At 64.5% G+C, this 14,848-nt stretch carries 12 protein-coding genes; 3 read left to right on the forward strand and 9 right to left on the reverse strand.

Annotated features, from left to right (window positions below; all coding sequences use genetic code 11):
• Positions 1-92: 92 nt before the first annotated feature.
• From FFS21_RS08860 to ompR, 4 genes are all read right to left on the reverse strand, one after another.
• Positions 93-641, reverse strand: coding sequence for a peroxiredoxin (locus FFS21_RS08860; RefSeq protein ID WP_130390292.1), 549 nt, complete (start codon positions 639-641; stop codon positions 93-95).
• Positions 642-886: 245 nt separating this feature from the next.
• Positions 887-2,185: an MFS transporter gene (locus tag FFS21_RS08865; protein ID WP_137924453.1), complete on the reverse strand. Its 1,299-nt coding sequence runs from the start codon at positions 2,183-2,185 to the stop codon at positions 887-889.
• 184 nt (positions 2,186-2,369) lie between these two features.
• Positions 2,370-3,719, reverse strand: coding sequence for an ATP-binding protein (locus tag FFS21_RS08870; protein WP_137924454.1), 1,350 nt, complete (start codon positions 3,717-3,719; stop codon positions 2,370-2,372).
• Between the two features lie 22 nt (positions 3,720-3,741).
• On the reverse strand, positions 3,742-4,464 hold the full coding sequence (gene ompR / locus FFS21_RS08875; RefSeq protein ID WP_010810107.1) for an osmolarity response regulator transcription factor OmpR: 723 nt from the start codon (positions 4,462-4,464) through the stop codon (positions 3,742-3,744).
• A gap of 286 nt (positions 4,465-4,750) precedes the next feature.
• Between ompR and FFS21_RS08880 the strand changes: the two genes are divergently transcribed.
• Positions 4,751-5,125, forward strand: a complete 375-nt coding sequence (locus FFS21_RS08880; RefSeq protein ID WP_137924455.1) for a hypothetical protein — start codon at positions 4,751-4,753, stop codon at positions 5,123-5,125.
• 25 nt (positions 5,126-5,150) lie between these two features.
• Here FFS21_RS08880 and FFS21_RS08885 read toward each other — a convergent pair whose 3' ends face one another.
• Positions 5,151-6,416, reverse strand: coding sequence for a Zn-dependent hydrolase (locus FFS21_RS08885; RefSeq protein WP_137924456.1), 1,266 nt, complete (start codon positions 6,414-6,416; stop codon positions 5,151-5,153).
• A gap of 37 nt (positions 6,417-6,453) precedes the next feature.
• Positions 6,454-7,284 carry a presqualene diphosphate synthase HpnD gene (hpnD, locus tag FFS21_RS08890; RefSeq protein ID WP_137924457.1) on the reverse strand — a complete coding sequence of 277 codons (831 nt, stop codon included), beginning with the start codon at positions 7,282-7,284 and terminating at the stop codon, positions 6,454-6,456.
• A 422-nt stretch (positions 7,285-7,706) separates the two neighbouring features.
• Between hpnD and FFS21_RS08895 the strand changes: the two genes are divergently transcribed.
• The gene (locus FFS21_RS08895; protein WP_249359234.1) at positions 7,707-8,855 is read left to right on the forward strand and encodes an efflux RND transporter periplasmic adaptor subunit; all 1,149 of its coding nucleotides are present in this window, start codon (positions 7,707-7,709) and stop codon (positions 8,853-8,855) included.
• 9 nt (positions 8,856-8,864) lie between these two features.
• A complete protein-coding gene (locus FFS21_RS08900) occupies positions 8,865-11,984 on the forward strand; it encodes an efflux RND transporter permease subunit (RefSeq protein ID WP_137924459.1) in 3,120 nt (1,039 codons plus the stop codon).
• An 18-nt stretch (positions 11,985-12,002) separates the two neighbouring features.
• On the opposite strand, the gene FFS21_RS08905 is transcribed toward FFS21_RS08900, so the two are convergent.
• From FFS21_RS08905 to FFS21_RS08915, 3 genes are all read right to left on the reverse strand, one after another.
• Complete coding sequence (locus FFS21_RS08905; RefSeq protein ID WP_137924460.1) at positions 12,003-12,416, reverse strand: DUF3830 family protein; 414 nt, start codon at positions 12,414-12,416, stop codon at positions 12,003-12,005.
• 179 nt (positions 12,417-12,595) lie between these two features.
• Positions 12,596-13,786, reverse strand: a complete 1,191-nt coding sequence (locus FFS21_RS08910; RefSeq protein WP_137924461.1) for an amidase — start codon at positions 13,784-13,786, stop codon at positions 12,596-12,598.
• Between the two features lie 44 nt (positions 13,787-13,830).
• The gene (locus FFS21_RS08915) at positions 13,831-14,841 is read right to left on the reverse strand and encodes an ABC transporter ATP-binding protein (RefSeq protein WP_137924462.1); all 1,011 of its coding nucleotides are present in this window, start codon (positions 14,839-14,841) and stop codon (positions 13,831-13,833) included.
• Between the last annotated feature and the right edge of the window lie 7 nt (positions 14,842-14,848).

The raw sequence follows: 14,848 nt of genomic DNA on the forward strand, positions 1-14,848 counted from the left end.
ACCCGCACATAGCGGGTTTCGGCGTGGAAGGGCGCATCGCCCCTCCACGCGAGGTGCCGAATCGCCTTGCGGCGACGGGCAGGCAGGGCCAATTACAGCGTGGCGCCGCCCACAGCACGGTTGCACGGGCACAGTTCGTCCGTTTGCAGACCGTCCAGGATACGCAGGACTTCTTCCGGGTTACGGCCGACGTTCAGGTTGTTCACCGAAACGTGCTGGATGACGTTGTCCGGATCGACGATGAAGGTGGCGCGCAGGGCAACACCGGCAGCCACGTCACGCACGCCCAGCTGGTCAACCAGCGAGCCGGTCACGTCGGCGAATTGCCATTGGTCCAGCTTGTTCAGGTCCTTGTGTTCACGGCGCCATGCCAGCTTCACGAACTCATTGTCGGTCGAGCCGCCCAGGACGATCGCGTCACGATCTGCGAAGTCGCCGTTCAGCTTGGCGAAGGCCACGATTTCGGTCGGGCACACGAACGTGAAATCCTTCGGGTAGAAGTAGATCACCTTCCACTTGCCTTCGAACGACTTCTCGGTGATGTCTTCGAAAGCCGACTGGCCGTTTTCCTCGTGGTTGTTGAAACCAGGCTTCACGCCAACGATCTGGAACGCTTCGAGCTTTTGACCAACGGTCTTCATGGACTTCTCCTGATACGGTTTGAAGAGAGTGAGGCGAGCGACACGCCCCCGTGTTCACGGGCATCACCCGATACACGGAAGCAATCGCAACAATCTGTGATTATGCGCCGTCAGACACAGCCGGAGCCAATTGAAAATCTCAAAGGCCGCGATAGGCAATCTCGACTGCCGCAGTGCAGCAAACAGCGAAGCCGCAGTATGCCACGCATGGACGGACAGTGTCGTGACAGCGCACGTATCGGCTGTCAGGCCGTACGCAGCGCTGCCTGCTCGCGCTGCGCACGAAAGATGATCAGCGTGGCTACCAGGCCGCACACTGCCGCGAATGTGAGCCACAGGCCCGGCGCGGCCTTGTTGCCCGTTGCGTGGATCAGATAGGTGGAGATGGCCGGCGTGAAGCCGCCAAACAGCGCGGTGGCCAGGCTATACGCCAGCGAGAAGCCGGTGGTCCGTACGGCTGCCGGCATCACCTCGGCCAACGTCACGACCATCGCGCCGTTATAGCTCGCGTACAGGAACGACAGCCACAGTTCCACCATCAACAGGCGGCCGAATGACGGCTCCGCTACCAGCCACGACACGGCGGGGTAGGCAGTCAGCAGCGTGGCGATGGTGAACACCACGAGCAGCGGCTTGCGGCCCACGCGGTCGGACACGGCGCCCATCAGCGGCAGCCAGATGAAGTTCGACAGCCCGACGCACATCGTGACGATCAGGTTGTCCACGTCATCGAGCTTGAGCACGGTCTTGCCGAAGGTGGGCGTGTAGGCGGTGATCATGTAGAACGAGACCGTGGTCATCACCACCATCATGCAGCCGGCGACGATGATGCCCCAGTTGTCGAGCATCGAGCGGTAGATCTCGCGGGTGGACGGCCGATGCTTGCGTGTGCGGAACGCCTCGGTTTCCTCGAGCGAGCGGCGGATCATGAACAGGAACGGCACGATCAGGCAGCCGATCAGGAACGGCACGCGCCAGCCCCAGTCGTCCATCTGCGCCGGTGCCAGCGTGGCATGCAGGATCACGCCGAGCAGCCCGGCGAAGATCACGGCTACCTGCTGGCTGGCTGACTGCCATGCCACGTAGAAACCTTTCTGGCCGGGTTTGGCGATCTCGGACAGGTAGACCGAGACGCCGCCCAGTTCCACGCCTGCCGAGAAGCCCTGCAACAGCCGGCCGAACAGCACCAGCAGCGGCGCCGCCACGCCGATCGACGCATAGCCGGGCACCAGCGCAATCAGCAGCGTGCCGAGCGCCATCAGCACCAGCGTGACGATCAGGCCCTTGCGGCGCCCGTGATGGTCGATGTATGCGCCCAGCACGATGGCGCCGAGCGGACGCATCAGGAAGCCCGCGCCGAAGGTGGCGAGCGACAGCATCAGCGACGCGAATTCATTGCCGGAGGGGAAGAACGTACGGGCGATGGCAGCGGCGTAGAAGCCGTACACCATGAAGTCGTACATTTCGAGGAAGTTGCCGCTGACAACACGGAACACGGTGCGAAACCCGTGTTGGGAGGTCGGTGTGCTGGGAGTGCTGGACATGGCTGTCTCTCGGTCTGGCGTCCCGTGGGGCGGGTGCCTGTAGTCGATTGTTCAGCCAGTGTGCGCGTCGGCGCTGTCATTCGGCTGTCAGCAGCCTTTCAATCCGATATCAGTAGCTGAAGAAAACCTGTCAATGCGAAGGACGTGGCGCGAATCGGCAAAGCCGTGTCGTCCGGAAGCGACGTCAGGCGCGGCGGAACATGGCGCTGACTACGAGTCCGCTCTTCGGCGCCTGGCGGTTGGCCAGCACCAGGCGTCCGCCGTTGCGCTGCAGGATGCGGTTCACGATCGACATGCCAAGGCCAGCGCCCTTGGCTTCGCTACGGGCGCTGTCGAGCCGGTAGAACGGTCGGGTCAGCAGCGAAAGCTGCTCGTGGGGTACGCCGGGGCCGGTGTCGGCCACCGTCAGCACAGCGTCCTTGTCGTCCAGGCTGGTAGTGATTTCCACTTCGGCCATGCCCGTTTCCTCGTCCTTGGCATAGCGGCGGGCGTTCTCCACAAGGTTGTCCAGAATGCGCTGGATTTCCATGCGATTGGCCACGGCCATGACCGGACCGTTGGACCGCACGTGCACGCGCACATCGTCGTGCGCGGCATAGACGCCCACCGATTCCTGCACCAGCGCGGAGAGATCCACTGGCTCCACCACCTCCTGGCCCGGTCGGGCATAGTTCAGGAACTGACCGATGATGGCGTCCATCTGTTCGATGTCGGCAATCATCGCGTCGCGCGTGGTGGCATCCACAGGCGACATCTCGGTTTCCAGGCGCAGACGCGTGAGCGGCGTGCGCAGGTCGTGGGAAATACCGGCGAGCATGACCACGCGGTCGTCGTCGAGCTGGCGCAGGTCGCGCACCATCTGGTTGAAGCTGCGGTTGGCCTGGGCCACTTCGCTGGCGCCTTGCTCGCGCAGCGGCGGTGGATCACCACCCGTGCCGATCAGCTTGGCGGCATTGGTCAGCCGCTTGAGCGGATAGTTGACGCGCGCCGTGATGAATGCGGCGCCGATAATCGATAGCAGCAGCGCGGCAATACTCCACCATAGCCACTGGATGCCCGGTACGCGCTCGAAACGCTCGGGGCTGATGGCCACCCAGTAATCGTCGCCCTCGATCTCGAAGCTGACCCAAACGCCGGGAATGTCGTTGACCGTGGTGGCGAGTACCGTGTCTTCGCCCAGGCGGCTGCGAATCTCCTGCTGTACCAACTGGGTGAGGAACGGGTTGGCCTTGGGCGCGGCGAAGTCGTCGTCCTTTTCTCGCGGATAGACCTTGATGCCTTCGTTCTGGACGAGGTCGAGCAGAAGGAACCGGCGCCGCGCGGGGTCGGAGTAGAGCAGGGCGGCGCGCGTGAGCTTGACCACGCTGACCACCTGCATGGCGATCTGCTGGGCGCGCGGTGCACGTTCGAAGAGCCGGTAGCTCTGGAACCAGATACCCAGCGAGATCGCCAGCAACAGGGCGATCAGCATGAAGGTTCGCCAGAATAGCGAACCGAAGAACCGCGTTGCGGTACGGCCGAGAGCGGTCGACACGATGCTGCTGTGCGGACCGGCTTTACTTCACGCCATCGGGGATGAAGACGTAGCCGAGGCCCCAGACCGTCTGGATGAAGCGCGGGTTGCTCGGGTCCGGCTCGATCAGTTTGCGCAGGCGGGAGATCTGCACGTCCAGGCTGCGGTCGAATACCTCGTATTCTCGGCCGCGTGCCATTTCCATGAGCTTTTCGCGCGAGAGCGGCTGGCGGGGATGGCGGGCGAAGACCTTGAGCACCGAGAACTCGCCCGTGGTGAGCGTGATTTCCTCGTCGTTCTTGGTCAGCGTGCGCGTGGCCAGGTTCAGCACGAAATCGCCAAAGGCGAACGTTTCCGGCGTCTCCGACGGAGCGCCCGGCACTTCGGCCGGCCCCTTGCGGCGCAGCACCGCGTGGATGCGCGCAATCAGTTCACGGGGGTTGAAAGGCTTGGGCAGGTAGTCGTCAGCGCCCATTTCGAGGCCGACGATGCGATCCACATCCTCGCCCTTGGCGGTGAGCATGATGATCGGTGTCTGGTCGTTGGCGCCGCGCAGGCGACGGCAGATCGAGAGGCCATCCTCGCCCGGCATCATCAGGTCAAGCACCAGCAGGTCAAACCGTTCGCGCAGCCAGAGCTTGTTCATGGCCGTGGCGTTTTCCGCTACGAGAACCGTGAAGCCCTGCTCGCCAAGGTAGCGGCGGAGCAGGTCGCGCAGGCGCGGGTCGTCATCCACGACGAGAATCTTGTGGCTGGTATTTTCCATGGCGGTATCTTAGCGATTATCGCTTTCGCTCAAAATGGCTTAACAAAACGTTACATACTTTACCCCGTGGTATGGCGGCATGCACCTTCTGTGCAATTACACTCCGCAAACCGTTGTCAGAGGCCGTCCTGCATGGCCCGAGAAAACATGGTCACCACGGGTATTTCGCTTCCCACGTTTCCGGCACTGGCACGCTGCCTGCTGCAAACAAGGGCAATGCGGATGCCGGCAAACGGAGGGTCCGGAGGACTAGTCCGGAGGCACTGTCGAAAACCGCCATTATCCAATGAAAGTGAAGCAAAACCGGCACGGGCAAACCCTGCGTCGCGCTACCCGCGCGCCATCGGGATGGCTTGCCGGCATGACCCTGCTACTGGCAATGGCATCCGCGCCGGCCCATGCGCAGTCGGCAGGGATGGCACATCTGCTCCATCCGCGCAGCCAGCCGCCTGGGGCACAGGGCAGTGCGCCACAGCCTGACCGCAACCGCCAGCCCTCGCCCCCGCGCCGTAACGACCGCGCCGAAACCGAGCGCGACATGGCCGAGCGTGCCGCCCGCCAAAGCCAGCGCGGCGGCCATCAGAACCTCTCGCCCGACGAGCGCAAGACGCTGCGCAAGAATCTCTACGACTACAGCAAGGAAATGTACCGCGGCGGTTGATGCCGCCGCCTTCCTTGCGAAGCCATTATCCGCCCTTCGGCCGGAAATGCCTCAGGAAGTCGACAAAGACTTCCGCCGCCTGCCTGGCATCGTCCTCGGTGATGGTTTCCAGCGGGTTGTGGCTGATGCCCCCGTTGCCGCAACGCACAAAGAGCATGGCCACGTCGGTGATCCGCTGCATCATCATCGCGTCGTGACCCGCACCCGAGGGCAGTTCGAACGTCTCCAGTCCCCGCTTTTTCAGTACAGCCGCAAATTGATCCATCAGCCAGCGCGCGCATGGCGCGTTGTTGACCGGCGTCACGCGTTCCACACTTACCTGCAGGGCGCGGCGCGCGGCAATCTTCTCGATCCCCGCCACAATGTCGGCGATGGCGGCTTCCCGAATGCCATCCTCGCCCGCGCGGATGTCCATGGAAAACGTGCAGGCGGCCGGAATCACGTTGCTGGAGCCATCGGGCACCTGCAACTGGCCCACCGTCCCGACTAGCGTAGGCACCTGCCCGCAGCGTTCTTCCACCAGCAGGATCATCTCCGCCGCGCCCGTGGCCGCATCGCGGCGCATGTCCATCGGCGTGGTGCCGGCATGGCTGGCCAGGCCCTCCACCCGCACCTGGAAGCGGCTGCTGCCGGCGATCTGCGTCACGATACCCAGCGGCAGGCCGCGATGCAGTAGCACCGGCCCCTGCTCGATATGCACTTCGACAAAGCCTGCCAGTGTGGCGGGATCTACCGCTGCGGCGCGCAGCGCATCGATCGAGCCACTGCCCGGGAATCCGGCTGCCGCCAATGCGGCGCCCATCGTGATGCCATCGGCGTCCACGCGGTCCAGCAGTGCCGGGTCGAAGCGTCCGGCCAGCACGCTGCTGGCCAGGAAGCTGGTCTTGAAGCGCAGCCCTTCTTCCTCGGCGAACGCTATAACTTCGAAGTGGTAGGGCAGGCGGATGCCCGCGTCTCGTAGCGCCCCCACAACTGCGATCGGTAGCAGGATGCCCAGCCGGCCGTCGTAGCGGCCACCGTTGCGCACCGTATCGAAATGCGAGCCGGTCATCAGCACCTTGGGATCCGCCTCGGCGGGATCGGCGGCATACCGGCCGATCACATTGCCGATGGCGTCAATGCGCACACTCATTCCTGCCTCTTCCATCCAGCGAACCAGTTGCGCTTGCGCCTGAGCGTGCGCGGGCGTCAGGAAGGCGCAGGTCAGCCCACCTTCCATGTCGGAATGCTGGGCGAGGAGGTCGGCGCGGTCCAGGATCGACTGGCCGAGGGAGGGCTGGGCGGAGGTCATGATTGCTTTCTGGTGACTACTGAATGGGGGTGTTGCTTCAGCCGTTCCGGAGCCAGGTCTTCCACGCCAGCCAGAGCTTGCGCATCGGCGTGAGCGCGGTGCGTTGCGTGAGTACCTGGAACTCGCCTGCCTCGATTTCATCGAGCAGCGCGTGGTGGATGGCTGCCAGCGCCAGCGGTGCGCGCAACGCGCGGCGATCGGCACGCGGCAGGGTGTCGAGCGCTTCGCGATACAGCGTCCGGGCCTGCGCCGCCTGGTCGCGCATCATCACCGCGAATTGGGGCGAGTACCGCGATTGCATGATGTCGGCGGCTGGCACCTCGAAGCGCTGCAATGTGTCCACCGGCACGTAGATCCGGCCCTGGCGCGCGTCGCGGCCCATTTCGCGAATGATGCGGATGCGGAGTTGCGACAGGCCGAGCTTCTCGGTAGCGGCCAGCGTCTGCGGATCAGTGCAGCCCAGCAGCCGTGCCGCCAGCTTGCCGAACGTGCCGCCCACGGCGCGGCTGTACTTAGCCAGCGCGGATTCGTCTATATAGCGCGATTGCGCCAGATCCATCTCGGTGCCGTCGAGTGCCTGGGTCATCTCGGCCACGGGCAACTGGGCCAGGAACGGCTGCAGGGCGAGGCTCACCGGATGGGCGCCCTTGCCGTCATACAGGCGGCGTAGTTCGGCGCGCCACCAGTCCAGTCGCTGCAGGGCCACGCCGGCATCATGATTCTCGTGAACGATGGCATCGAGCTCCAGGCGCCACGCCTGCAAGGCGGTCAGGGCACGCCGGCGCTCGGGGGAAAGCAGCAGGCAACTGTAATAAAAGCTCGAACCGCTTTTCGCGGCTTTGTCCTGGCAATACTGATCGGGCGTCACGCCAATCTCTTTCTGGTAAGGCGGGTGGGGAGGCGGGCGACGTAGGGGCGCCGAGGCCGCGAATTGTAACATCGGCGTCCGCTCCCCGATGTTGCAGGTGACGCCCGCTCCGCGACTTTTCGTCGCGTCAGCGCGCCATTTGTCATCCGCCGTTTGACGCACTCGAGCCGGATGGCTATATTACTGACCGGCCAGTTAGTAAGTGTCCGCCCAGATGGCGCGGCATTGGCAAGACGCCCGGAAGAGGCGTTGACGAGACCCCCACGGCCGGTCGGCCGCGCCAGAAATTCCCGACGTTCGCTCCACCTCTCTATCAAAGACGCTTGTCCATGCCAGTGCCATTTGCCAGGCCGGAAGTCGCGGCCGATGAAACCCAGGATTGCAAGGTGCCGCGTGGCACTGCCTCGGCGTGGGGGCGCCGCATGCGCACCGTCGGCGCCGGCCTGACAGGTCTGGTGCTGGTGCTGGGCTTGTCCGGTTGCGGGAAGAAGGCGGAAGGGGAAGCACCGGTCCGTCCGGTTCGACTGATGCAACTGAGCCCTACGGCCGGCAAGACTGCTTTCGAGTTTTCTGGCGATGTCCGTCCCCGCATCGAATCCCGGCTCGGCTTCCGCGTGGGCGGCAAGATCGCCGCGCGTCTGGTGGATGTGGGCGCCACGGTGCGTAAGGGACAGCCGTTGGCGCGGCTCGACCCTACCGATCTGGCACTGGCCGAATCGGGCGCCCGTGCGCAATATGACGCCGCCAAGACCGACCGAGACCTGTCGGCTTCCGATCTCAAGCGCTACAAGGAACTGGCTGCGCGCAACTTCATCAGTTCGGCAGAACTGACCCGCCGCCAAGCTACCTATGACTCGGCCGCGTCGCGGCTGGAACAGGCGCAGGCCAACCTGCGCAATCAGTCGAACCAGACCGGCTACGCCGTGCTGACGGCCGATGCCGATGGCGTGGTGACGGCCATCGACGCGGAAGTGGGCCAGGTAGTGTCGCCGGGGCAGTCCGTGGTCCGGGTGGCCCAGACGGCCGAGAAGGAAGTGGCCATCGGCCTGCCCGAGGATCAGGTCGATATGCTGCGCGGCGTCTCGGATGTCACGGTCCACACCTGGTCGGAACCCGGCCGGGCGTTGCCTGGGCGCGTACGCGAGATTTCCGCGGCGGCCGATCCGGTCACGCGTACCTATCCCACGCGCGTGACGATTCCGAATCCCCCGCCCGACCTGCGCATCGGCATGACGGCTGTCGTGCAATTCACTCGCACAGGCGAGAACGCGGCGATCCGGATTCCCTTGACGGCACTGCTCCAGCAGAAGGGCAGCAATCAGGTCTGGATCTATACCCCGGGCGAGGGTGGTAGCGGCACAGTGAAACCCGTGCCCGTCACGCTGGGCGAGGCGCAGGGCAACCTGATCGAGATCCGGCAGGGCCTGGCACCGGGCCAGACCATCGTCACCGCCGGCGTGCATTTGCTCAAGACCGGGCAGCGCGTCAAGCCGATGCAGGCTGTCACGCCGGCCCAGCCGGCGTCGAACCCGGGCGTGCGCGTCAGCGCCCTCGATCGCCATCTGGGCTGAGGCCGGCCCATGGAACATTCCCGCTTCAATCTGTCGCGCTGGGCGCTGGAGCACCAGCCGCTGACGCGCTATCTGCTGGTCGTGCTGCTGATCGGCGGCCTGATCGCGTTCTTCCAACTGGGTCAGGACGAAGACCCACCGTTCACGTTCCGCGTGATGGTGGTGCAGGCGTACTGGCCCGGCGCCACGGCCGAGCAGATCGCCGTGCAGGTCACGGACAAGATCGAGCGGCAACTGCAGGAAGTGCCGTACGCGGACAAGATCCGCAGCTTCTCCAAGCCGGGCGAAACCACGGTGATCTTTCAACTGGCCGACAACGCACCGGCCAAGGACACCGCACAGATCTGGTACACGGTTCGCAAGAAGATCGGCGATATCCAGCAGACGCTGCCGCAGGGTGTGCGCGGGCCATTCTTCAACGATGAATTCGGCGATGTCTATGGCTCCATCTATGCGCTGAGCGCAGATGGCTTCAACTACAAGGAGCTGCGCGAATACGCCGACCTGGTGCGCCAGGATCTGCTGCGCATTCCCGCCGTCGCCAAGGTCGCGCTGATCGGACTGCAGGACGAGAAGCTCTATATCGAGTTCAACCAGACGCGCTTTGCGCAGCTTGGCCTCGATATCAATGCCATTGCCAACCAGATTGCCGAGCAGAACAACCCCACCGGCAGCGGGGTGCTGGTCACGCCCACCGATAACCTGCAGGTCCGTGTCACGGGCCAACTGGGAGATGTGGAGGACCTGAAGAATCTGGTGCTGCGCGGTCCGAACGGTATTGCCAACATCCGGCTAGGCGATATCGCCAACGTCTATCGCGGCTATGTCGATCCGCCCGTCAGCCGCATGCGGTACAACGGCAAGGACGTGATCGGGCTGGGCATCTCGATGGAGAAGGGCGGCGACATCATCGCGCTGGGCAAGGAACTGCGCCGCGTGACCGATCGGCTGCGGGGCCAGTTGCCGATGGGCATCGAGATGGAGCAGGTGCAGGACCAGCCCAAGGCGGTTCAGCGCAGCGTGGGCGAGTTCGTGCACGTGCTGATCGAGGCCGTGGTCATCGTGCTAGGTGTCAGCTTTGTTTCGCTGGGGCTGCATACCCGGCCGTTGCGGATCGACGTGCGCCCCGGACTGGTGGTGGCGCTGACCATTCCGCTGGTGCTCGCCGTGACGTTCCTCTTCATGAACATCTTCGGCATCGGCTTGCACAAGATATCGCTGGGGGCGCTGATCATTGCGCTCGGCCTGCTGGTGGATGATGCGATCATCGCCGTGGAAATGATGGTCCGCAAGCTGGAAGAAGGCTTCTCCAAGATGGAGGCGGCCACGTTTGCCTACACGTCCACGGCCATGCCGATGCTGACCGGCACGCTGATCACGGCGGCGGGCTTCCTGCCGGTGGGGCTGGCCAAGTCCACAGTGGGCGAATACACCTTTGCGATCTTCGCGGTCACGGCGATGGCGCTGATGCTGTCTTGGCTGGCGGCGGTGTATTTCACGCCGTATCTCGGCTATCTGCTGCTGAAGACGCGGACCGCGGACGGTGGCCATCACGAGGTCTTCGACACGCCGTTCTACAAGGGCTTCCGCAAGCTCGTGCATTGGTGTGTCACGTGGCGCAAGTCTGTGATCGTGATTACGCTGGCGATGTTCGCGCTGGGGCTGTTCGCGTTCAAATTTATCGAAACGCAGTTCTTCCCCGATTCGAGCCGTCCCGAACTCATGGTGGAACTGTGGATGCCGGAAGGCACCAGCTACAGGGAGATGGAGACCGTTGCCAAGCGATTCGAGGAGGCGATGCGCCGCGACGAGGATGTGGACAGCATCACCACGTTCGTGGCCAACGGCTCGCCGCGCTTCTACCTGCCGCTGGACCAGATCTTCCCGCAGTCGAACGTGGCGCAGGTGATCGTGATGCCGGTGACGGTGGAGAAGCGCGATCCCTTGCGCCGTCGCGTCGAACGCGTGATCGCTACCGAGTTCCCGCAGTTGCGCGGCCGGGTGAAGCTGCTGCCGAACGGGCCGCCCGTGCAGTATCCGGTGCAGTTCCGCGTGATCGGACCGGACGCCGCCGTCGTGCGAAAGGTGGCAGATCAGGTCGCGGCCGTGATGGCCGACAATCCGAAAACGGTTGGCGTGAACGACAACTGGAACGAGAACGTCAAGATGCTGCGGCTCGAACTCGACCAGGACAAGGCGCGCGCGCTCGGGGTGACGACCAATGCCGTGGCGCGTGCCACGCAGGCCGTGCTCACTGGCGTGCCGGTGGGGCAGTACCGCGATGCGGACAAGCTGATCGACATCATCATGCGCACGCCGCGCGAAGAACGCGATGCAATGTCGGATCTCAACAACGTGCTGGTGCCCACCAGCAGTGGCCGGGCCGTGCCGTTGACGCAGGTGGCCCGCGTCACGCTGCGCTCGGAGCCCGGCGTGATCTGGCGTGAGAACCGCGACTTCGGCATTACGGTGCAGTCCGATATCGTCGAAGGCATCCAGGGCCCGACCGTGACCGCACAGATCAATCCGAAGCTCGATCCGATCCGCGCGTCTCTGCCCGCCGGCTATCGCATCACGATTGCCGGAGCCGATGAGGAAAGCGGCAAGGCTGGAGCGTCGATTGCCGCGCAGCTACCGCTTTGCATTTTCCTGATCTTCACGCTGCTGATGCTGCAGATGCACAGCTTCTCGCGTTCGGTGATGGTGTTCCTGACCGGCCCGCTGGGCCTCATCGGGGCTGCCGCCGCGCTGTTGCTGCTGCGTGCGCCGATGGGGTTTGTCGCGCAGCTCGGCATTACCGCGCTGCTGGGCATGATCATCCGGAACTCCGTGATCCTGGTGGATCAGATCGAGCAGGATATCGCTGCCGGCCTGCCGCCCTGGGAGGCCATCGTGGAATCGGCCGTGCGTCGTTGCCGGCCGATCCTGTTGACGGCAGCGACGGCGGTACTGGCCATGATTCCGCTGGCGCGGTCCGTGTTCTGGGGGCCGATGGCGGCCGCCATCATGGGCGGCCTAATCGTGGCCACGCTGTTGACACTGTTGTTCCTGCCGGCGCTCTATGCCGCGTGGTTCCGGGTTGCACCGCCAGATGGCAATCGGAGCGACCGGGGTGTGCTGGCGGGCTGACGCCGCGCCTGACTCCCCTTATTCCGCCAGTTCGAAGACCACATCCTGCGCGCCTTCCCACAGCACCTTGGTGCCGAGGGCGCGCAGGTTCTCCTTGCCTTCCACGATGGTCAGGAAGTGGTTGCCGGCCAGTTGCCCCATCTTGCTGGCGAAGCAGCAACTGCCATAGGCCAGGATGATCTCGGTCTCGCTGTAGCCGCCCGGGTAGAACAGGATGTCGCCCACGGACGGGTGGCTGGTGTGGTTTTCGAAGCCCACGCCAAGTTTGAACTCGCCAAGCGGAATCCAGCAGCCTTCACCACTCCAGCGCACGTGAATCAGTTTCTGCCGATAGGGCAGCAGCTTCATGAAAGCGGCCACGGTTTCGGGCGCGTCCGGGTGGGTCTCGGCGATGAAGGTGTGCGTGGGGGTGGTGATGCGAAGTTTGGTCATATTGTTGGTTATCCCGTTCGGTTTGCTCCCCTCTCCCACTTGTGGGAGAGGGGCGGGGGAGAGGGCAAGCGGTTCAAATTGCGACAGGTCGGCAAGCAGAGCCTCGATGCCCTCTCCCCCGGCCCCTCTCCCGCGATGCGGGAGAGGGGAGGAAACAGATGGCATTGCGGAACCCTAACTCACACCAACGCCGTCATCAACACCTCCGCCACCGCAATCAAGCTCCTGTCACTCCCCTTCGGACCGATCAGCGAAATCCCCAGCGGTGCGCCATCGCGGCCGGACAGTGGCAGGCTCAGTTGCGGGAAGCCCGACATCGGCGTCAGGCACAGCGTATGCGCAGCAGCGGTGCGATAGTCTTCGAGGGATTCCATCGGCGCGGAGCGCAGCGGTGCAATGTCGGGCATCGTGGGCAGCACGAGGATGCTGTCGTGACCGAGCAATCGGCCCAGATGAACGATGAACTCGTTGCGGACCGTGGTCGAGTGCGTGAACTGGGCCTGTGTCACGCCCTTGCTGAAGGCGAAACGGCCCGCCACATCCGGGCCGAGTTGCAAGCCGTAGTTCTCGATCAGCGCGCCATCGGCCTGCCACGCTTCCCATCCCTGCACATAGCGGAACGCCCAGTACAGGTCCGACAGCGGACGGTCGGCCACATCGACGGGCACAGCCTTGCCAAACACCGCTTCGATCCGCGCCACGGTTGGCGCCAATGCCGCGCGCGCTTCAGGGGTGGGCAGTTCGAACAGGTCGGAGGCGAGCAGCAGCTTGGGTTTGGCGGGCAGCGGATCGCCATCGGCACCGAGCAACACATCTGCCACGCGGGCAAACGTGGCGATGTCTCGCGCGAAGAATCCGCAGGTATCGAGCGATTCGCACAGCGGCATGACCTGTTCCAGCGAGATGCGGCCATGCGTGGGACGGATGCCGAACAGTCCGCAGTGGCTGGCCGGTGCCCGCACCGAGCCGCCTGTGTCGGTGCCGAGCGCGAAATCCGCCAGCCGGTTCGATACCGCCGAGGCCGATCCAGACGACGAGCCCCCCGTGATGCGATCCGGCGCCGCACCGTTGTAGGGGCCGCCGTAGTGATAGTTCTGGCCGTTCATCGAGAACGCGAGTTCATCGGTATGCACCTTGCCGACGAACGTGGCGCCCGCATCGAGCAGCTTCTGGACCGTTGGTGCGGTAGAGGTCTTGATGCCCGAGCGCGCCAGTACATGCGGATTGCCGCCGCCAGTGGGATAGCCGGCAACATCGAACAGATCCTTCACAGCGAAGGTCAGACCTTGCAGGGGCCCGGTCGCACTGTTTGGCACATCGACATCGGGGTAGGGCAGGAAGGCGCGGGCGGGATGGGTAGCCAGGCTCATGGTGTCGGGCGGTCCTTGTGGCGATAAGACGGAAAAAAGTGGAGTCAGGCAGCGCATTCGCTGACGGCGGGCGCCTCGACCAGCGTGCAGCTCACGCGGTGGCCGTTGCCGAGCGAGACCGCGCCCGGCACATCGGCCATACATTCCGCGCGAGCATGCGCGCAGCGCGGCGCAAACGTGCACCCCGGCGGCAGCGCGGCGAGATCGGGCGGCGCGCCGCCGATGGTCTGCAGGCGCTGGCCACGGTCCATGCCGTGCTGGCGGCTTTGCAGTAGTGCGATGGTGTACGGGTGGCGTGCGTCGCGCAGCAGCGTGCGGATCGGGCCTTCCTCGACAATGCGCCCGCCATACATCACGGCCACGCGATCGGCGATCTCCACGGCGGCGCCGATATCGTGCGTGACAAATACGATCGACAGCCCCAACTCGCGCTGGAGTTCCCGCAGCAGGATCAACACCTGGATCTGCACGGTGGCATCGAGCGCCGTGGTCGGCTCATCGGCCAGCAGGATCTTCGGCTGTGCGGACAGTGCGAGGGCGATCATCGCCCGCTGGCGCATGCCGCCCGACATTTCATGCGGATAAGCGGCCAGGCGACGCTCCGGACTTGGGATGCGCACGGCTTCGAGCGCCTTGAGCGCCAGCGCCTGGGCTTCGGTCTTCGACACCTTGCGATGCGTGCGGATGCATTCGACGATCTGCTGGCCTACCGTATAAACCGGATCGAGCGCGAGCAGCGGCTCCTGGAACACCATCGCCACGGTGCCGCCGCGCAGGCGGGCCAGCGCGCGTTTGTCGAGCGCGAGCACGTCTTGATTGTCGACACGAATCTGACCGGTCATCCTGGTACGACGCGGCGGATGCAGGCGCATCATCGCGCGCAGCGTCACGCTCTTGCCGGAACCGGATTCGCCAATCAGTGCGACGGCTTCGCCGGGGGCGACATCGAGCGATACGCCGTTGACGGCGCGGATGGTCTTGCCGCCGCCCGAGAACGTGACATGCAGATCGCGGACGGAGATGGCAGACGCGGAAGCAGTGGGGTCTTGAGACATGATGGTT

This window comes from Cupriavidus sp. 2SB, from assembly GCF_005503625.1.
Taxonomy (GTDB): domain Bacteria; phylum Pseudomonadota; class Gammaproteobacteria; order Burkholderiales; family Burkholderiaceae; genus Cupriavidus.